Origin of the sequence: Streptomyces sp. NPDC021020 (genome assembly GCF_044333285.1) — a bacterium.
Taxonomy (GTDB): domain Bacteria; phylum Actinomycetota; class Actinomycetes; order Streptomycetales; family Streptomycetaceae; genus Actinacidiphila.
Window position 1 is genome coordinate 448558 of record NZ_JBIRQQ010000002.1, and the last position, 19225, is coordinate 467782.

Sequence of the window (19225 nt, forward strand, 5' to 3'; positions counted from 1 at the left end):
CATGGCGGGCATGAACGAGCCGCTCACGGTCGGCGCGGTCGTCCTGACGATGGGCAACCGGCCGGTCGAGCTGCAGGCGCTGCTGGACTCGGTGGCCAAGCAGCAGGGGCCCGCGATCGAGGTCGCGGTGGTCGGCAACGGTGCCCCGCTGCCGCCGCTGCCGCCGGGCGTGCGCTCGGTGGAGCTGCCCGAGAACCTGGGCATCCCCGGCGGCCGCAACGTCGGCATCGAGCTGTTCGGGCCCGGTGGCGGCGAGGTCGACGTGCTGCTCTTCCTGGACGACGACGGGCTGCTGCCCGGCGACGACACCGCCGAGCTGGTACGCGAGGCGTTCACGGCCGACCCGCGGCTCGGCATCATCAGCTTCCGGATCGCCGACCCGGACACCGGGGTCACCCAGCGCCGCCACGTCCCCCGGCTGCGCGCCTCCGACCCGATGCGCAGCTCGCGGGTGACGACCTTCCTGGGCGGTGCGAACGCGGTCCGCACCGCGGTCCTGGGGGAGGTCGGGCTGCTGCCGGCGGAGTTCTTCTACGCGCACGAGGAGACGGACCTGGCCTGGCGCGCACTCGACGCCGGCTGGATGATCGACTACCGTTCCGACCTCGTACTGCACCATCCGGCGACCTCGCCGGCCCGGCACGCGGTCTACCACCGCATGGTGGCCCGCAACCGGGTGTGGCTGGCCCGGCGCAACCTGCCGTGGTTGCTGGTCCCGGTCTACCTCGGCGTGTGGTTCGCCCTGACGCTGCTGCGGCGGCCGTCGGGCGCGGCGCTGCGCGCGTGGCTCGGCGGCTTCCGTGAGGGCTGGGCGATGCCCGCCGGCGAGCGGCGGCCGATGAAGTGGCGGACGGTCTGGCGGTTGACCCGACTGGGCCGACCGCCGATCATCTGACAAGCTCGGACCTGAGAGCATCAGGCGCGGCCCGGGGACCCCTGCACCCGGCGCGCATATTGAGGACGAAAGTGTCAACTGTGAGCGAGACAACGCACAATGGTGCGGTCGCCGTCGGAGCGCCACCGGCGCCCACGGCCGATGACGGCCTCAGTCCCTCCCAGCTCGCCGCCAAGTACGGGCTGACCGTCAGCGGCGCCCGTCCCGGGCTGCTGGAGTACACCCGGCAGCTGTGGGGCCGCCGACATTTCATCAACGAGTTCGCCAAGGCCCGCACGGCCGCGCAGTACACGCAGGCCCGCCTCGGCCAGCTCTGGCAGGTCATGACACCGCTGCTGAACGCCGCGGTCTACTACCTGATCTTCGGTGTGCTGATCGGTACCCGGAACGGCATCGACAACTTCATCGCCTTCCTGGTCACCGGCATCTTCATCTACACCTTCACGCAGTCCTCCGTGATGTCGGGTGTGCGGTCGGTGTCGGGCAACCTCGGCCTGATCCGGGCGCTGCACTTCCCGCGCGCCTCGATGCCGATCGCGTTCACGCTGATGCAGCTGCAGCAGTTGATGATGTCGATGTTCGTCCTGATCTCCATCGTCCTCATGACCGGCGAGACGCCGAACGCCAAGTGGCTGATCCTGATCCCCGCGCTGCTCACCCAGTGGGTCTTCAACACCGGCCTGGCCATGATCACGGCCAGGCTCGGCAGTAAGATGACCGACCTGGCGCAGCTGATGCCGTTCCTGCTGCGTACCTGGATGTATACCTCGGGTGTCATGTACAGCATCGACAACCTGACGGCGCACTCGCCGCACTACGTCAGGATCCTGCTGGACATCAACCCGGTCGCGGTCTACATCGACCTCGCACGGTTCGCCCTGATCGACAGCTTCACCGGCTCGCAGCTCCCGCCCCACGTCTGGGCGAGCGCTCTGGGCTGGGCGGTGCTGGTCGGCTTCGGCGGCTACGTCTACTTCTGGAAGGCGGAGGAGCAGTATGGCCGTGGCTGAACCGCAGCCCCTGCGCGCGGAGCCCCAGACGGCCCCCACGCGCGTGCCCACGGTGATCGTGGACGACGTCCACATCGTCTACAAGGTGTACGGCGCGGGCACCGGCAAGGGCAGCGCGGCGACCGCGCTCGCCCGGCTGGTGCTGCGCCGCGGCGGCGGGAACCCGAACGTGCGCAGGGTGCACGCGGTGAAGGGTGTGACCTTCACCGCCTACCGCGGTGAGGCGATCGGCATCATCGGCTCCAACGGCTCGGGCAAGTCCACCCTGCTCCGGTCCATCGCGGGCCTGCTGCCGCCGGAGAGCGGCAGGATCTACACCGACGGGCAGCCGTCCCTGCTGGGCGTCAACGCCGCGCTGATGAACGACCTGACCGGTGCCACCAACGTCCTGCTCGGCGGGCTCGCGATGGGCATGACGCAGGAGCAGATCCGCAGCCGCTACCAGGGCATCGTGGACTTCTCCGGCATCAACGAGAAGGGCGACTTCATCTCGCTGCCGATGCGCACGTACTCCTCGGGCATGCAGGCCCGGCTGCGCTTCTCGATCGCGGCGGCCAAGAACCACGACGTGCTGCTCATCGACGAGGCGCTGGCCACCGGTGACCGGCAGTTCCAGAAGCGCTCCGAGGCCCGTATCCGCGAGCTGCGCAAGGAGGCCGGCACGGTCTTCCTGGTCAGCCACAGCAACGGCGCCATCCGCGACACCTGCGACCGCGTGGTGTGGCTGGAGAAGGGCGAGCTGCTGATGGACGGCCCGACCGAGGATGTCCTCGCGGCCTACGAGGAGCACACCGGCAAGTAGCCCCCGTGTGCGTACGGCCGACGCGCCGCCGCTTCCGCCCCCCGCCGGACCTTCCGGCGGGGGGCGTGTGCTGTGCCGCCACGGGGGGTGCCGCGGTTCCGCGCCGCCGGGGGGCGCCCCCGGCGTACGCCTGAGCGTTGCCCGACGTAAGCTGTACCGGTGCTGGGGAGCCCTTTCAAGATCGAAACCGGGTGCCGGACGCCCGGCACGGCGGCGTGTCCGAAATGGGAAGATTCGTCCGGGCGGTGTAGAACGGGGGATGTGGCGGCCATGACGAATGGGACCATCCTGCTCCGGGGCACCTGTCCCGCCTGTCTGCCGGGCAGCCCGCGGTGACCGCGACCGACACGTCGCGGGCCGTGCTGGACAAGGCCGCGCGCGAGAACTTCCCCGTGGCCCCGGTCTTCCTGCCGCGCGCCTGGCGCCAGGACCTCACGGCGGTCTACGGGTTCGCCCGGCTGGTGGACGACATCGGCGACGGCGACCTCGCCGACGGCGGCCGCCCGGACGCCGTCCTGCTGGGCCTCGAACCGGAGGCAGCCGAGGACCGGATCGCCATGCTGGACGCCTTCGAGGCCGACCTGGGGCGGGTCTTCTCCGGCGCCGGCGAGCCGTCGCACCCGCTGCTGCGGGCGCTGCGTCCCACCGTGCGCAAGCACGCCCTGACGCCCGAGCCCTTCCTGGGCCTGATCGCGGCCAACCGCCAGGACCAGAGCGTCGCGCGCTACCCGACCTACGCGGACCTGCTCGCCTACTGCGAGCTGTCCGCCAATCCGGTGGGCCGCCTCGTGCTGTCCATCACCGGCACCTCGACGCCGGAAAGGGTGCGGCGCTCCGACGCCGTGTGCACCGCCCTGCAAATCGTCGAGCATATCCAGGACGTCGCGGAGGATCTCGCCCGGGACCGGGTGTATCTGCCTGCGGAGGACATGAAACGCTACGCGGTGGACGAGGCCGACCTCGCACAACCGCAGGCCGGTCCGCAGGTCAAGGCACTGGTCGCGTTCGAGGCCGAACGCGCCCGCGAGCTGTTGTACGAAGGTGCTCCCCTCGTGGGCAGCGTCCGTGGCAGGCTTCGGCTGTTGCTCGCGGGATTCGTCGGCGGCGGGCGCGCGGCGCTGAAATCGGTCGAGCGGGCCGGATACGACGTGCTTGCGGGTTCGCCCAAAGCCACCAAGAGCGGCCTGCTGCGCGAAGTGGGGTCGACATTGCGAAGAGAGGGGTGAGCAGGACCGTGAGCGGTTCCGCCCACACGTCCGGTCAGGTACTTGCTGCATACAGGTACTGTGAGGCCGTGACCGGCCACGAGGCCCGTAACTTCGCCTATGGGATCCGGCTGCTGCCCGCCGCAAAGCGGCAGGCCATGTCGGCTCTCTACGCCTTCTCCCGGCGGGTCGACGACATCGGCGACGGCGATCTCGCACCGGCCGAGAAAATCGAACGCCTGGAGTCCACCCGCAACCTGCTCACCCGGGTGCGCGGCGGCGAGGTCCGCGAGGACGACACCGACCCGGTCGCGGTCGCCCTCGCCGACGCGGCGCGGGTATTTCCCCTTCCGCTCGAAGGCCTGGACGAACTCATCGACGGCGTTCTGATGGATGTCCGCGGCGAGTCCTACGAGACCTGGGACGACCTGGCCGTTTACTGCCGCTGTGTGGCAGGTGCCATCGGACGGCTGTCGCTGGGCGTGTTCGGCACCGTAAATGGGCACGATCATGTGCGTGCCGCCGAATACGCCGACACGCTCGGCCTCGCTCTGCAACTCACCAACATCCTGCGCGACGTCCGCGAGGACGCGGGCAACGGACGGACGTATCTGCCTGCCCAGGATCTGGCGAAATTCGGCTGCGCCGCCGGTTTCCACAGCGACGTCGCACCGCCCGGATCCGATTTCGCCGGTCTGGTGGAATTCGAAGTGCGCCGGGCCCGCGCCCTCTTCGCCACCGGCTACCGGCTGCTGCCCATGCTCGACCGGCGCAGCGGCGCCTGCGTGTCGGCCATGGCGGGCATCTACCGCCGGCTGCTGGAGCGGATCGCGGCCGACCCCGACGCCGTGCTGCGCGGCCGGGTGTCGCTGCCCGGCCGGGAGAAGGCCTACGTCGCCGTCCGCGGCCTCGCGGGCCTCGACGCGCGTCTGGTCGCCTCCCGCGCCCCACGGGGCGACAGATGAGACCCACCCGCGGATGCGCGGGTCCACGGCACGCGGCACAGCAGACGGAACATCACCACCTCGCGCCCGCAGGGCGCCAGGCAACCTCCCACCGCTTCTTCGCGTCCCCTCCCGCGACGGTGTGCCGCAGCCCGCGGCACACAGCGGAAGACCAGGTCAGAGACCGGGTCGGACACCAGGCACGAGGGGAGGGTGAATGACCGCGCCACAAGGCCCGCACACGCAGGCGCCCGGCCGCACGGCCGTCGTCGTCGGCGGCGGCCTCGCGGGCGTCACCGCGGCGCTGCGGCTGGCCGACGCGGGGGTGTCCGTCACCCTCACCGAGGCCCGGCCCCGGCTGGGCGGCCTCGCCTTCTCCTTCAAGCGCGGCGACCTGACGGTGGACAACGGCCAGCACGTCTTCCTGCGCTGCTGCACCGCCTACCAGTGGTTCCTGGACCGGATCGACGCCCGCGACCTGGTGCACCTTCAGGACCGGCTCGACGTACCGGTGTACGACGCCGCCACCGGCCGCACCGGGCGGCTGAGCCGGGCCGGCCTGCCGGTGCCGCTGCACCTGGCGGCGAGCCTGGCCCGCTACCCGCACATGTCGCTGCGCGAGCGCGCCTCGGTCGGCCGCGCCGCCCTGGCGCTGCGCGGCCTCGACCTGGCGGACCCGGCGCTGGACGACATCGACTTCGGCAGCTGGCTCGCCGCCCGCGGCCAGTCCGCCCGCACCATCGAGGCGCTGTGGGATCTGGTCGGCGTCGCCACGCTCAACGCGACGGCCGCGCACTCCTCGCTGGCACTGGCCGCGATGGTGTTCAAGACCGGCCTGCTGACCGACCCGGGCGCGTCCGACATCGGCTGGGCCAAGGCCCCGCTCGGCGACCTGCACGACGGCCGCGGCCGTATCGCGCTGGAGAAGGCCGGCGTCGCCACGATGCTGCGCACCCGCGCCACCGCGCTGCGCCCCGCGGCCGCCGGCGGCTGGCAGGTGGAGCTGGAGACCGGCCCGGGACGAAGCGCCGAACTGGCGGCCGACACCGTGGTGCTGGCGGTGCCGCAGCACGAGGCGCACGGCCTGCTGCCCGAGGGCGCCGTCCAGCATCCGGAAAAGCTGTTGCAGATCGGTACCGCGCCCATCCTGAATGTCCATGTGATCTACGACCGGAAGGTGCTCCACGAGCCGTTCGTCGCGGCTCTCGGCAGCCCCGTCCAGTGGGTCTTCGACCGCACGGAGAGCTCGGGTCTGACGGGGGGCGGGCAGTACGTGGCCGTCTCCCAGTCGGCCGTCGAGGACGAGATCGACCTGCCGGTCGCCGCCCTGCGCGACCGCTACCTGCCCGAGCTCGAACGCGTCCTGCCCGACGCCCGCGGCGCCGCGGTGCGGGAGGTCTTCGTGACCCGCGAGCGCACCGCGACCTTCGCGCCCACCCCCGGGGTGGGCGCGCTGCGGCCCGGCCCCGCCACCCGCGCCCCCGGCCTCTACCTGGCCGGGGCGTGGACCGCGACGGGCTGGCCCGCGACCATGGAGGGCGCGGTGCGCAGCGGGCTGCACGCCTCCGCAGAAGCGTTGTCCGCCCTCGGCCTGCCCGTTGACAACGGCGTCCTGGAGGCGGCATGAGTGCTATTGGTGCAACCCGAGGAGAAATCGTGACCGCTGCCGGCGTCATCGCGCTACTGGAAGACGGCCGCAACCTGACCACACCAGTGCTCCGCGCGGCAGTCGCACGCCTCGCACCCCCGATGGACACGGTCGCGTCCTACCACTTCGGCTGGATCGACCAGACGGGGCAGCCCGCGGAAGGCGACGGCGGCAAGGCCGTACGCCCCGCGCTCGCCCTGCTGTCGGCGCAGGCCGCGGGCGCGCCCGCGGAGGTCGGCATCCCCGGCGCGGTCGCGACGGAGCTGGTGCACAACTTCTCCCTGCTGCACGACGACCTGATGGACGGGGACGAGCAGCGCCGGCACCGCGACACGGTGTGGAAGGTGCACGGCCCGGCCCAGGCGATCCTGGTCGGCGACGCGCTCTTCGCGCTCGCCAACGAGATCCTGCTGGAGCAGGGCACGGTGGAGGCCGGCCGCGCCACGCGCCGGCTGACCGTCGCCACCCGCCGGCTGATCGACGGTCAGGCCGAGGACATCTCCTTCGAGCACCGCGAGCGCGTGAGCGTCCAGGAGTGCCTCGACATGGAGGGCAAGAAGACCGGCGCGCTGCTGGCCTGCGCCTCCTCCATCGGCGCGGTGCTCGGCGGCGCCTCGGAGGCGGACGCCGACGCGCTGGAGGAGTACGGCTACCACCTGGGCCTGGCCTTCCAGGCGATCGACGACCTGCTGGGCATCTGGGGCGACCCCGCGAGCACCGGCAAGCAGACCTGGAGCGACCTGAGGCAGCGCAAGAAGTCGCTGCCCGTGGTCGCCGCGCTGGCCGCCGGCGGCCCGGCGTCCGAGCGGCTGGGTGAACTGCTGGCGGCGGATGCGAAGAATCCTGAAACCGGTGCCTTCAGCGAGGAAGAGTTTGCCCTGCGCGCGGCGTTGATCGAAGAGGCCGGTGGGCGGGAATGGACCTCGGAAGAGGCCAGGAGGCAGTATGCGACTGCCATCGCCGCACTGGACAAAATGGACATGCCGGAAGGAATCAAACGTAAGCTCGTGGGTCTTGCGGATTTTGTGGTGGTCCGCGAGAAGTAAAGAAGTACCAACGTGGAGCGCTGACGTCGCCGGTCCCTCGCATGTGACGGCCGACGGCCGCCCCAACACCGCAGAAGTCTCAACTGCAAAGGGGAAGCCATGACAGCGACGACCGATGGCAGTCCAGGTTCGCCAACCCACCGGACACCTTCGGCCAGCACCTCGGACCCGGAGTCTCTTCCAGCCGGCGGCACCGAGGCGGCGGTGCAGCGTGCCGTGCAGCGCGGCGCAGACCACCTTCTGGCGCGGCAGCACCCCGACGGATGGTGGAAGGGCGACCTCGAGACCAACGTGACCATGGACGCCGAGGATCTGATGCTGCGGCAGTTCCTCGGCATCCTGGACGCGCGCACGATCGCCGCCTCCGCCCGCTGGATCCGCTCCCAGCAGCGCGAGGACGGGTCCTGGCCGACCTTCCACGGCGGCCCCGGGGATCTGTCGGCGACCGTCGAGGCCTATGTCGCGCTCCGGCTCGCCGGCGACCTGCCGGAAGAGGCGCACATGTCGCAGGCCGCGAAGTGGTCCCGCGGCGAGGGCGGGGTGGCCGCCAGCCGGGTCTTCACCCGGATCTGGCTCGCCCTCTTCGGCTGGTGGGACTGGAAGGACCTGCCGGAGATGCCGCCCGAGGTCATCTACCTGCCCAAGTGGATGCCGCTGAACATCTATTCGTTCGGCTGCTGGGCCCGGCAGACCATCGTGCCGCTCACCGTCGTGGGCGCGCTGCGCCCGGTGCGCCCGGCGCCGTTCGGCATCGACGAGCTCCATCTGGACCCGCGCCGGCCCAGCCCCAAGCAGCGCCGCGCCTCGATCACCAGCTGGGACGGCGTCTTCCAGCGGCTGGACCAGGTGCTGCACGCCTACCGCCGCTTCAGCCCGCGCCCGCTGCGGCGCAGCGCCATGAACGCGTGCGCCCGCTGGATCATCGAGCGCCAGGAGTCCGACGGCTGCTGGGGCGGCATCCAGCCGCCGGCCGTCTACTCGGTCATCGCGCTGCATCTGCTGGGGTACGACCTCGACCACCCGGTGCTCAAGGCCGGGCTGGAGTCGCTGGATCGTTTCGCCGTATGGCCCGAGGAGGGCGTGCGGATGATCGAGGCCTGCCAGTCCCCGGTGTGGGACACCTGCCTCGCCACCATCGCGCTCGCCGACGCCGGGATCCCCGCCGACCACCCCTCGCTGGTGAAGTCCGCCGACTGGCTGCTGGACGAGCAGATCACCCGTCCCGGCGACTGGTCGGTCCAGCGCCCGGAGCTTCCCCCGGGCGGCTGGGCCTTCGAGTTCCACAACGAGAACTACCCGGACATCGACGACACCGCCGAGGTGGTGCTCGCGCTGCGCCGGGTCGCCCACCCGGACCGGGCCCGTATCGACACCGCCGTGGACCGGGCGGTGCGCTGGACGGTCGGCATGCAGTCCCGCAACGGCGCCTGGGGCGCCTTCGACGCCGACAACACCAGCCCCTTCCCCAACCGGCTGCCCTTCTGCGACTTCGGCGAGGTCATCGACCCGCCCTCCGCCGACGTCACCGCGCACGTCGTGGAGATGATGGCCGCGCTCGGCATCCAGCACGACCGGCACGCCCGTACCGGCATCGAGTGGCTGCTCGCCGAGCAGGAGGAGAACGGCGCCTGGTTCGGCCGCTGGGGCGTCAACTACATCTACGGCACGGGCTCGGCCGTCCCCGCGCTCGTCGCGGCCGGGCTGAGCCCCGATCACCCGGCGATCCGGCGGGCCGCCGAATGGCTGGAGTCGGTGCAGAACGCCGACGGCGGCTGGGGCGAGGACCTGCGCTCGTACTCCGACCTGGAATGGGCCGGCCGCGGTTCCTCCACCGCCTCGCAGACCGCCTGGGCGCTGATGGCGCTGCTGGCCGCCGGGCGGCGGGACACCGAGGCCGTCGAGCGCGGGGTGCGCTGGCTGGCCGACACCCAGCTGCCGGACGGTTCGTGGGACGAGCCGTACTTCACCGGCACCGGCTTCCCGCGGGATTTCTCCATCAACTACCACCTCTACCGGATGGTCTTCCCGCTCACCGCGCTGGGACGCTACGCCCGCCGCGAACCGCTCGGGGCCGCGGTGCACACCGCCCCGGCCACCGCGGTTGCCGGGAAGGGGGCCTAGAGCGTGGTCCCTCCCCGACCTCCGCTGCTGGTGGTGTGCGCCCTGCGCATCGAGCGCCTGGCGCTGCGCAGGGGCGCGGCGCGAGCCGCCACCGCACACCCGGTCACCGTGCTCCGTACCGGCATGGGGCCGACAGCCGCGGAAGCGGCCGTACACGACGCGCTGCGCGACCCCGCGCGGCGCGATGCGGCCGTCCTCACGACCGGCTTCTGCGCGGGGCTCGCCCCGGGCATGCGGCCGGGCGACGTCGTGGTCTCCGACGAGGGCCACGAGAGCGAGGCGCTCGCCGCCGCGCTCAAGGCCGCGGGCCACACCGTGCACACCGGCCCACTGGCCGAGTCCGACCATGTCGTGCGGGGCGCCGAGCGCGCCGCGCTGGCGGCGAAGGGTGCCATCGCCGTGGACATGGAGTCGGCCGCCATGCGGCGCGCCGCGCTCGCCCAGGGGGTGCGGCACATTGCCGCAGCACGCGTCGTCGTCGACACGCCCGAATACGAACTTGTGCGCGTCGGCACACTGCGCACCGGGATCATCGCATTCCGGGTGCTCAGAGATCTTGTTCCTGCCTTTCTCGATTGGCACCGCACTACCGCTGCTCCCCCGGAGGTGAGCTAGATGGCTATGCCGCTTCGTCAGACCATCCGTGTCGCGTCGTACCTCTTCGAACAGAAAATGGTCCGGCGGCGCGAAAAGTTCCCGCTCATCGTCGAGCTGGAACCCCTCTTCGCGTGCAACCTCAAATGCGAGGGCTGCGGCAAGATCCAGCACCCCGCGGGAGTGCTCAAGCAGCGCATGCCGGTCGCGCAGGCCGTGGGGGCGGTGCTGGAGTCCGGTGCCCCCATGGTGTCGATCGCCGGCGGCGAGCCGCTGATGCACCCGCAGATCGACGAGATCGTGCGTCAGCTGGTGGCGAAGAAGAGGTATGTCTTCCTCTGCACCAACGCGCTGCTGCTGCGCAAGAAGATCGACAAATTCACCCCGTCGCCCTACTTCGCCTTCACCGTGCACATCGACGGCATGCGCGAGCGGCACGACGAGTCGGTGGCCAAGGAAGGCACCTTCGACGAGGCCGTCGAGGCGATCAAGGAAGCCCAGCGCCGCGGTTTCCGGGTCACCACGAACTCGACCTTCTTCAACACCGACACGCCGCAGACCATCATCGAGGTGATGAACTTCCTCAACGACGACCTCAAGGTCGACGAGATGATGCTGTCGCCCGCCTACGCCTACGAGAAGGCCCCCGACCAGGACCACTTCCTGGGCGTGACGCAGACCCGCGAGCTGTTCAAGAAGGCCTTCGACCACGGCAACCGGCGCAAGTGGCGGCTCAACCACAGCCCGCTCTTCCTGGACTTCCTGGAGGGCAAGGCGGACTTCCCGTGCACCGCCTGGGCGATCCCGAACTACTCGCTCTTCGGCTGGCAGCGCCCCTGCTACCTGATGGCGGACGGCTACGTGCCGACGTACCGCGAGCTGATCGAGAAGACCGACTGGGACAAGTACGGCCGCGGCAAGGACGACCGCTGCGACAACTGCATGGCCCACTGCGGGTACGAGCCCACCGCGGTCCTCGCGACCATGGGTTCGCTGAAGGAGTCCATCCGCGCCGCCCGGGAAACCGTCGCATCCAACCGCGCGAAGTGACCCGACGGTGAGAGGGTACGAGCCACCGGCCGGGGTACGCGGCCGGTGGCTCGCCCACGTGTGCGACGGGCGGGAAATACCGGCACGAATACCGGCAGGAACGAGGTGCAGACATGTCGTTGCTGGAGAGCGTCACATGCCCTGACGACCTGAAGGCGCTGCCCGACGGCAGGCTCGACGAACTGGCGGCCGACATCCGCCACTTCCTGGTGCAGGCCGTCGCCAGGACCGGCGGCCATCTCGGCCCCAACCTGGGCGTCGTGGAGCTGACCGTGGCTCTGCACCGGGTCTTCGACTCCCCGCGCGACCGCATCCTCTTCGACACCGGGCACCAGTCCTACGTGCACAAGCTGCTGACCGGCCGGCAGGACTTCTCCAAGCTGCGCACCAAGGGCGGTCTGTCGGGCTACCCCTCGCGGGCCGAGTCCGAGCACGACGTGATCGAGAACAGCCACGCCTCCACGGTGCTGGGCTGGGCCGACGGGCTGGCCAAGGCCAACGAGCTGCTGCGCCGCGACGACCACGTGGTGGCCGTCATCGGCGACGGGGCGCTCACCGGCGGTATGGCCTGGGAGGCCCTCAACAACATCGCCGCCGCCAAGGACCGCCCGCTCGTCATCGTCGTCAACGACAACGAGCGCTCCTACGCCCCCACCATCGGCGGCCTCGCCAACCACCTCGCGACGCTGCGCACCACCGACGGCTACGAGCGCTTCCTGTCCTGGGGCAAGCAGGTCCTCCAGCAGGCCCCGGTGATCGGCCAGCAGCTCTACGAGTCGCTGCACGGCGCCAAGAAGGGCTTCAAGGACGCCTTCGCGCCGCAGGGCATGTTCGAGGACCTGGGGCTGAAGTACCTCGGCCCGATCGACGGCCACGACATCGCCGCGGTGGAGTCCGCGCTGCGCCGCGCCAAGCGCTTCCACGGGCCCGTCGTGGTGCACTGCCTGACGGAGAAGGGCCGCGGCTACCCCGCCGCCGAGCAGGACGAGGCCGACCACTTCCACGCCGTCAACGCCATGGACCCCGCGACCCTCACGCCGCTGTCGCCCTCCGCCGGACCCTCCTGGACCTCCGTCTTCGGCGACGAGATGCTCGCCCTGGGCGCCGAGCGGCCCGACGTCGTCGCCATCACCGCGGCCATGCTCCAGCCGGTGGGCCTGGGCAAGTTCGCCAAGGCCTACCCCGAGCGGGTCTTCGACGTCGGCATCGCCGAGCAGCACGCGGCCACGTCCGCCGCCGGGCTCGCCACCGGCGGGCTGCACCCCGTCGTCGCCGTCTACGCGACCTTCCTCAACCGCGCCTTCGACCAGGTCCTGATGGACGTCGCCCTGCACAAGTGCGGCGTCACCTTCGTCCTGGACCGGGCCGGCGTCACCGGCGTCGACGGCGCCTCGCACAACGGCATGTGGGACATGTCGATCCTCCAGGTCGTCCCCGGCCTGCGGATCGCCGCGCCGCGCGACGCCGACCAGCTGCGCGCCCAGCTGCGCGAGGCCGTCGCCGTCGAGGACGCGCCCACCGTCGTCCGCTTCCCCAAGGAGACCGCGGGCGCGCCGCTGCCGGCCCTGGAGCGGGTCGGCGGCATGGACGTCCTGCACCGCCCCGCCGCGGGACACACCGAGGACGTGCTGCTCGTCGCGGTCGGCGCGCTCGCCGGCTGCGGCGTCGCGGCCGCCGAGCTGCTCGCCGGGCGCCGGATCGGCGTCACCGTCGTCGACCCGCGGTGGGTCAAGCCCGTCGACCCGGCGCTGCCCGAACTGGCCGCGCGGCACCGCATGGTGGCCGTTGTCGAGGACAACGGGCGGGCCGGCGGCGTCGGTTCCGCCGTCGCCCAGGCGCTGCGCGACGCGGGCACGGACGTCCCCGTACGCGACTTCGGCATCCCGCAGCAGTTCCTCGCGCACGCCAAGCGCGGCGAGGTGCTGGCCGACCTCGGCCTGACACCCGCGGAGATCGCCGGCGGCATCGGCGCGGCCCTGCTGCGCCTGCGCGCCAAGAACCCCGGGGACATCCCGACGATCCCCGCCCCGCATACTGCGCAGAGCAGCGGGGAGCAGCAACGCACGCAAGGAGCAGGTGAGCGATGACATCGTCCGAGCCGACCGACACCGAACCGGCCCAGGGCGGGCCCGCGGCGGCCGCCGGGCAGCCGGACGGAGCCCCGGACGCCCCGGCCACCCGCCCCAAGGGCTTCGACCTCGCGACGCTGCTGGCCGAACGCGGCGCGGAGCGCTACGAGTTGCAGGCGAAGTACGTCAACCACCAGCTGCCGCGCATGCTGCACACCATCGGCTTCGACCGGGTCTACGAGCGGGCCGAGGGCGCCCACTTCTGGGACGCCGAGGGCAACGACTACCTCGACATGCTCGCCGGCTTCGGCGTGATGGGCGTCGGCCGGCACCACCCGGTGGTCCGCAAGGCGCTGCACGACGTCCTGGACGCCGGGCTCGCCGACCTCACCCGCTTCGACTGCCAGCCGCTGCCCGGCCTGCTCGCCGAGAAGCTGCTCGCGAGCACCCCGCACCTGGACCGGGTGTTCTTCGGCAACAGCGGCACCGAGGCCGTCGAGACCGCGCTGAAGTTCGCCCGCTACGCGACCGGCAAGCCGCGCGTCCTGTACTGCACGCACTCCTTCCACGGCCTCACCACCGGCTCGCTGTCCGTCAACGGCGAGGCGGGCTTCCAGGACGGCTTCGCGCCGCTGCTGCCCGACACCGCCGTCCCGATGGGCGATCTGGACGCGCTGGCCAGGGAGCTGAAGCGGGGCGACGTCGCCGCGCTCATCGTCGAGCCGATCCAGGGCCACGGCGTCTACATCCCCGAGCCCGGCTACCTGCGCGCGGCCCAGGAGCTGCTGCGCAAGCACAAGGCGCTGCTGATCTGCGACGAGGTGCAGACCGGCATCGGCCGTACGGGGAAGTTCTGGGCGTACGAGCACGAGGAGGGCGTCGAGCCGGACCTCGTCACCGTCGCCAAGACGCTGTCCGGCGGCTATGTGCCGGTCGGCGCCACGCTCGGGAAGGACTGGATCTTCAAGAAGGTCTACTCCTCGATGGACAGGGTGCTCGTGCACTCCGCGAGTTTCGGCTCCAACGCACAGGCGATGACCGCGGGCCTGGCCACGCTGTCGGTCGTCGAGGACGAGCGGCTGGTCGAGAACTCCCGGGCGATGGGCGAGCTGCTGCGCGACCGGCTGGCCGCGCTCACCGGGCAGTACGAGATGCTCAAGGAGGTGCGCGGCCGCGGCCTGATGGTCGCGGTCGAGTTCGGCCGTCCGAAGTCACTGGGCCTGCGCAGCCGCTGGACGATGCTCCAGACCGCCCGCAAGGGGCTGTTCGCCCAGATGGTCGTCGTCCCGCTGCTGCAGAAGCACCACATCCTCACCCAGGTCTCCGGCGACCACGTCGAGATCATCAAGCTGATCCCGCCGCTCGTGGTGGACGAGGCGGACGTCGACCGCTTCGTGACCGCCTTCACCGCCGTGATGGACGACGCGCACGGAGGCGGCGGCCTGATGTGGGACTTCGGCAAGACCCTGATCAAGCAGGCGGTCGCCAACCGCTAGCGGTACGGACGGGGGCCGGGTCCGGACCCGGCCCCCGTTGCCGCTGGGTCAGGCGTCGAGCAGGTTCTCGCGCAGCCGGGCCCGGCGCTCCGGGGTCAGGCCCAGGCCCGCGGCGAGGTAGCGGTCGACCGAGCCCCACTGCTCCTCGACGGTCGCGAAGGCCGCCCGCAGGTAGTCGACCCGCGCCTCGAACAGCGGGTCGAGCAGCTCCCTGATCTCCGGGTCGATCGCCGCGCCCGTGCTGCCGTCGCCGCGCACCACCTTGTAGCGGCGGTGCCTGGCGTTGCTCTCCAGGTAGTCCGCCTCGATCGCGGACCGCTCGACGCCCAGCGCCAGCAGGACGACCGCGATCGAGGTGCCCGCGCGGTCCTTGCCCGCCGCGCAGTGCAGCAGCGCCGGGACCGCGGGGCGGGCCGGCTCGGACAGCAGCTCCAGCATCCGGCCGTGCTCGGCGGTGCGCTCCAGGACGAGTTTGCGGTAGGCGAGCGTCATGCGCTCCGCGCCCCGGCCCTCGCCGAGCGCGGCCCGCAGCGCCGGGAGGTCGCCGTTGCGCACCGTCTTCCAGAATTCGGCGCCCTCGGCCGGGTCGCTCAGCGGCATGTTGAGGTTGAGGGTGCCCGGGAGAGCGGTGTCCGGGCCCTCCAGCGCGATGTCGTCGGCGTTGCGGAAGTCGAAGACCGTGTGCAGGCCGAGGCCCGCCAGATACGCGGAGTCCTCGGCCGTCGCGTGCGCCAGGTGGCCGCTGCGGAAGAGCACCCCGCGCCGGACCCGGCGGCCGTCCTCGGTCGGCAGGCCGCCGACGTCGCGGAAATTCCGCACGCCGGTCAGCTGTGGCTCGGGCTCGGGTCCTGTCGGAACGGTCTGCCGCACTTCCTGCGTCACCGGCGCTCCTCGTCGCTCGCTCCTGGTCATGCTGGGGCACTCCCGACGATACGGCAGCGCGGGTGACGGCGTACCGACCGGTATGTGTATGCCCGGCGACTCCCGCGAGTGCAACCATTGCCCCTCCCGCCGGGCCTGACCGATGATGTCCGGATCCGACCGTGCGGCGGCCGGAAAGTGGGGGAGTGCGAATGATCGAGACGGGCGGCTCCGGCCGGCTGTGGCTGCTCTCGGGACCGGGCAGCAGCTATGCCCTGCACCTGACCGAGCGGGACGAGCTGCTGCACCTGCACTGGGGACGCCGGATCGGCCTGGGCGACGCCGAGGCCCTGGCCGCCGAACCGCCGTGCGCGCAGCGGCAGTTCGGGCCCGCCCAGACCCCTCGCGCGGAATTCCCCGTCGAGGGCGCCGCGGGGGCGCTGCCCGCCGCCCTGGCCGTACGGCCCCGGCACCCGGGCGGCGCCGAGTGGTGCTTCGAGGAGTACGAGATCGCCGCCCCGGCGGAAGGCACCGGGCAGGAGCTGCGGCTGCACTTCCACGACTCGCACCACCATCTCGACCTCACCCTGCACTACCGGATGCGCCGCGGCAGCGACGTCGTGGAGCGCTGGACCACCGCGACGTACGTCGCGGGCGGTCCCGGCGGGCGGCTGGAGCTGCCGCGCGCCGACGCGGCCTGCTGGACGCTGCCCCTCCGCGACGACTGGCGGATGTCCCGGCTGCACGGCCGCTGGGGCGCCGAGTCGCAGCTCGTCCGGGCCCCGCTGCCGCCCGGCGACCAGCTGCTCGGCGGCGGCGCCGGATCCGCCGGGCAGCGCCACCTGCCGTGGTTCGCGCTCGACGCGGGCGACGCGGGGGAGGAGCACGGCGAGGTGTGGACGGCCGCGCTGGCCTGGTCCGGGCCCTGGCGGATCGCGCTCTCCCGGCTGCCGGACGGCCTGGTCCGGGCCACCGGCGGCGCCGGGGGCGAGGGCGCCGCACCCGTGGAACTGGAGCCCGGCGCGAGCTGCACCAGCCCGGTCTTCGCCGGGCTGTGGACCGACGGCGGCTTCGGCGCCGCCAGCCGCGCGTGGCACGCCCACCAGCTCGACCACGTCGTCCCCGGCGCCTGGCGGCTGCGCCCGGTCGCCTGCTACGGCGGGGCGCGCGGCACACGGGGCGGCGGCGCGCAGGGCGGTACGCCCGCCGGTCCGGCGCAGGAGGCCATGGACGCGATGGACGACGCCGTGGACCCCGTGGACGCTACCGACACCGCCGACGGCGAGGGGGCGTACGACCCGTACGACAGCCCCCGCCGCGGAGTGCTGGATCAGGCCGAACTCGCCCGGCGGGCGGCCGGGATGGGCGTCGAGCTGTACGTCGTCGACGACGGGCCGCCCGGCGCGCGGCTGGGCGACCGCGCCGCGCCCGGCGACGCCGACCCGGCCGCGGGGGATTCCCCGGACGGCCTGAAGCCGCTCTCGGACGAGGTGCACGCCCTCGGCATGAGCTTCGGCGTACGGATCGCGCCCGAGACCGTCAGCCCCGACTCCGACCTCGTCCGCATCCGCCCGGAGTGGGTCGTGCGCCCCGCGGACGGCGGCGCCGGGCAGGGCGGCCGGCTGCTGCTGGACCTCGCACGCGCCGACGTCCGCGACCACCTCGCCGCGGCGATCGGCGCCCTGCTGCACAGCGCCCCCGTCGACCACCTGGTGTGGGACCTGGACGGGCACCCGGCCGAGGCGGACCGGGAGGAAGAGCGCTCTCCCGCGGCCGGCGGCGGCCGGGGCGCCCGGACCGCGGGCCTCTACGCGCTCATCGACCGCGTCCGCGCCGAGCACCCGGGGCTGACCGTCGAGTCGTGCGCCTCCGGCACCCGGGTGGACCTCGGGATGCTCGCCCGCACCGACCGGCTGGGCACCTCCGACAACACCGACCCGCTCGACCGGCTCACCGTCCAGCACGGTTTCGGCCAGCTGCACCCGGCCCGCGTCATGGCCACCCTGGTCACCGGCGGCCCCGCGCCCGGCCTCAACCACCGCCGCAGCTCGCTGCGCTTCCGCTTCGTCAGCGCCATGGCCGGCGCGCTGGGCATCGGCGCCGACCTGCTGGAACTGGGTCCCGAGGAGCGCGCCGAGGCCGCCAGCTGGATCGCGCTCCACCGGCAGGTGCGGCCGGTCGTGCAGTTCGGCGAGCTGTACCGGCTGCGCCCGCCCGGCAGCGGCGGCCTGACCGCCGTGCAGTACGTGCGCGGCCCCGAGACGGCCGTCCTCGCCTGGCTACCCGCCCAGGGCTTCGGCGCCCCCGTGCCGCCGCTGCGGCTGCGCGGCCTGGACCGCGACGCCTGCTACCGCGACGTGACCACCGGTGTCGTCCAGCGCGGGGCGGTGCTGGCCGAGCGCGGCCTGCGCACCACGCTGTCCGGCGACCTGGACGCCGCCGTATTCCATCTGCGGCGGGTTTGACCTGGTGGGATGAATCACGTCCCGTCAACCCCTCCTTACGGTCGCGTAGGTCACAGCCGGAGGAGAAAAATGCCAGGCGTGGCTGATGGTGTGCAGGGACGACAGGGACAGCAGGGACGGCGGGAACGACCCGGGCGGCAGGGCCGGCTCGACGGCAGCGGCGGCGGTGCCGGTGCCGGGCCGATCGGCTCGTACGCCGCCGTCGGGGACAGCTTCACCGAAGGTGTCGGCGATCCCGGCCCGGACGGAACCTTCACCGGCTGGGCCGACCGGCTGGCCGTCCTGCTCGCCGACCGCCACGAGGACGCCCTGGAACGCGCGGCCGCGGCCGCGCCCGGCGCGGTGACGGCCGGGCAGGACTTCCGCTACGCCAACCTCGCGGTCCGCGGCCGGCTGCTGGACCGGATCGTCGCCGAGCAGGTGCCCCGGGCCGTCGAACTACGCCCCGACCTGGTCAGCTTCTGCGCCGGCGGCAACGACATCCTGCGCCCCGGCAGCGACCCGGACGCCATCGCCGAGCGCTTCGAGGCCGCCGTCGCCGAACTGTCGGCAGCGGTCGGTACGGTCCTGGTCTGCACCGGCTTCGACACCCGCGGGGTGCCGGTGCTGCGCCATCTGCGCGGCAAGATCGCCACGTACACCGCCCATGTGCGGGCCATCGCCGACCGGCACGGCTGCCCCGTCCTCGACCTGTGGTCACTGCGTTCGGTGCAGGACCGCCGGGCCTGGAGCGACGACCGGCTGCACCTGTCGCCCGAGGGGCACACCCGGGTCGCGCTGCGCGCCGCGCAGGTGCTGGGGCTCGACACGCCCGCCGATCCGGACGCGCCCTGGCCGCCGCAGGACCGCCGCCCGCAGTCGGCGGTGCGGCGCGAGAACATCCAGTGGGCCAGGGAGTACCTGGTGCCGTGGATCGGCCGCCGGCTGCGCGGGGAGTCCTCGGGCGACAACGTCACGCCCAAGCGCCCCGACCTGCTGCCGCTCGACCGCACGGCCCGCTAGGAGGCCTTTCGCAGGCC

Annotated in this window: 15 protein-coding genes; 14 read left to right on the forward strand and 1 reads right to left on the reverse strand. The window is 72.4% G+C overall.

Annotation, left to right across the window (positions count from 1 at the left end; translation table 11 throughout):
- Nucleotides 1-10: 10 nt before the first annotated feature.
- The 12 genes from ACH4SL_RS06370 (at nucleotide 11) to ACH4SL_RS06425 (ending at nucleotide 14880) form a co-directional block, all read left to right on the forward strand.
- Nucleotides 11-895: a glycosyltransferase family 2 protein gene (locus tag ACH4SL_RS06370; protein ID WP_398442695.1), complete on the forward strand. Its 885-nt coding sequence runs from the start codon at nucleotides 11-13 to the stop codon at nucleotides 893-895.
- 80 nt (nucleotides 896-975) lie between these two features.
- Complete coding sequence (locus ACH4SL_RS06375; protein ID WP_398442263.1) at nucleotides 976-1905, forward strand: ABC transporter permease; 930 nt, start codon at nucleotides 976-978, stop codon at nucleotides 1903-1905.
- Nucleotides 1892-2707: an ABC transporter ATP-binding protein gene (locus tag ACH4SL_RS06380; protein ID WP_398442264.1), complete on the forward strand. Its 816-nt coding sequence runs from the start codon at nucleotides 1892-1894 to the stop codon at nucleotides 2705-2707. Before ACH4SL_RS06375 ends, ACH4SL_RS06380 begins: the two co-directional genes overlap by 14 nt.
- A gap of 332 nt (nucleotides 2708-3039) precedes the next feature.
- Nucleotides 3040-3933, forward strand: a complete 894-nt coding sequence (gene hpnC, locus ACH4SL_RS06385; RefSeq protein ID WP_398442265.1) for a squalene synthase HpnC — start codon at nucleotides 3040-3042, stop codon at nucleotides 3931-3933.
- Nucleotides 3930-4877, forward strand: a complete 948-nt coding sequence (gene hpnD, locus ACH4SL_RS06390) for a presqualene diphosphate synthase HpnD (RefSeq protein WP_398442266.1) — start codon at nucleotides 3930-3932, stop codon at nucleotides 4875-4877. Before hpnC ends, hpnD begins: the two co-directional genes overlap by 4 nt.
- Nucleotides 4878-5073: 196 nt before the next feature.
- On the forward strand, nucleotides 5074-6483 hold the full coding sequence (gene hpnE / locus ACH4SL_RS06395; RefSeq protein WP_398442267.1) for a hydroxysqualene dehydroxylase HpnE: 1410 nt from the start codon (nucleotides 5074-5076) through the stop codon (nucleotides 6481-6483).
- Entirely contained in the window at nucleotides 6480-7550 is a 1071-nt protein-coding gene (locus tag ACH4SL_RS06400; RefSeq protein WP_398442268.1) for a polyprenyl synthetase family protein, read from the forward strand. Before hpnE ends, ACH4SL_RS06400 begins: the two co-directional genes overlap by 4 nt.
- Nucleotides 7551-7649: 99 nt before the next feature.
- Complete coding sequence (gene shc / locus ACH4SL_RS06405) at nucleotides 7650-9671, forward strand: squalene--hopene cyclase (RefSeq protein WP_398442269.1); 2022 nt, start codon at nucleotides 7650-7652, stop codon at nucleotides 9669-9671.
- 3 nt (nucleotides 9672-9674) lie between these two features.
- The gene (locus tag ACH4SL_RS06410; protein ID WP_398442270.1) at nucleotides 9675-10286 is read left to right on the forward strand and encodes a 1-hydroxy-2-methyl-2-butenyl 4-diphosphate reductase; all 612 of its coding nucleotides are present in this window, start codon (nucleotides 9675-9677) and stop codon (nucleotides 10284-10286) included.
- The gene (gene hpnH / locus ACH4SL_RS06415) at nucleotides 10287-11315 is read left to right on the forward strand and encodes an adenosyl-hopene transferase HpnH (RefSeq protein WP_398442271.1); all 1029 of its coding nucleotides are present in this window, start codon (nucleotides 10287-10289) and stop codon (nucleotides 11313-11315) included.
- Between the two features lie 113 nt (nucleotides 11316-11428).
- Nucleotides 11429-13402 (forward strand): 1-deoxy-D-xylulose-5-phosphate synthase, encoded by a 1974-nt coding sequence (dxs, locus tag ACH4SL_RS06420; RefSeq protein WP_398442272.1) that lies wholly within the window; start codon nucleotides 11429-11431, stop codon nucleotides 13400-13402.
- On the forward strand, nucleotides 13399-14880 hold the full coding sequence (locus tag ACH4SL_RS06425; protein ID WP_398442273.1) for an aspartate aminotransferase family protein: 1482 nt from the start codon (nucleotides 13399-13401) through the stop codon (nucleotides 14878-14880). The genes dxs and ACH4SL_RS06425 overlap by 4 nt, the downstream gene beginning before the upstream one ends.
- A 48-nt stretch (nucleotides 14881-14928) precedes the next feature.
- Here ACH4SL_RS06425 and ACH4SL_RS06430 read toward each other — a convergent pair whose 3' ends face one another.
- Nucleotides 14929-15762 (reverse strand): tyrosine-protein phosphatase, encoded by an 834-nt coding sequence (locus ACH4SL_RS06430; protein ID WP_398442274.1) that lies wholly within the window; start codon nucleotides 15760-15762, stop codon nucleotides 14929-14931.
- A gap of 191 nt (nucleotides 15763-15953) precedes the next feature.
- Here ACH4SL_RS06430 and ACH4SL_RS06435 point away from each other — a divergent pair, with 191 nt between their 5' ends.
- Together ACH4SL_RS06435 and ACH4SL_RS06440 are read left to right on the forward strand one after the other, a co-directional pair.
- Nucleotides 15954-18206 carry an alpha-galactosidase gene (locus tag ACH4SL_RS06435; RefSeq protein ID WP_398442275.1) on the forward strand — a complete coding sequence of 751 codons (2253 nt, stop codon included), beginning with the start codon at nucleotides 15954-15956 and terminating at the stop codon, nucleotides 18204-18206.
- A 183-nt stretch (nucleotides 18207-18389) separates the two neighbouring features.
- Nucleotides 18390-19208, forward strand: a complete 819-nt coding sequence (locus tag ACH4SL_RS06440) for an SGNH/GDSL hydrolase family protein (RefSeq protein WP_398442696.1) — start codon at nucleotides 18390-18392, stop codon at nucleotides 19206-19208.
- Nucleotides 19209-19225: the final 17 nt, after the last annotated feature.

Excerpts from the sequence above, each read along its gene's own strand:
- ACH4SL_RS06370 (WP_398442695.1), top strand. The coding sequence starts at position 11 with ATGAACGAGCCGCTCACGGTCGGCGCGGTCGTCCTGACGATGGGCAAC.
- ACH4SL_RS06380 (WP_398442264.1), top strand. The coding sequence starts at position 1,892 with ATGGCCGTGGCTGAACCGCAGCCCCTGCGCGCGGAGCCCCAGACGGCC.
- hpnE (WP_398442267.1), top strand. The coding sequence starts at position 5,074 with ATGACCGCGCCACAAGGCCCGCACACGCAGGCGCCCGGCCGCACGGCC.
- ACH4SL_RS06400 (WP_398442268.1), top strand. The coding sequence starts at position 6,480 with ATGAGTGCTATTGGTGCAACCCGAGGAGAAATCGTGACCGCTGCCGGC.
- shc (WP_398442269.1), top strand. The coding sequence starts at position 7,650 with ATGACAGCGACGACCGATGGCAGTCCAGGTTCGCCAACCCACCGGACA.
- hpnH (WP_398442271.1), top strand. The coding sequence starts at position 10,287 with ATGGCTATGCCGCTTCGTCAGACCATCCGTGTCGCGTCGTACCTCTTC.
- dxs (WP_398442272.1), top strand. The coding sequence starts at position 11,429 with ATGTCGTTGCTGGAGAGCGTCACATGCCCTGACGACCTGAAGGCGCTG.
- ACH4SL_RS06425 (WP_398442273.1), top strand. The coding sequence starts at position 13,399 with ATGACATCGTCCGAGCCGACCGACACCGAACCGGCCCAGGGCGGGCCC.
- ACH4SL_RS06435 (WP_398442275.1), top strand. The coding sequence starts at position 15,954 with ATGATCGAGACGGGCGGCTCCGGCCGGCTGTGGCTGCTCTCGGGACCG.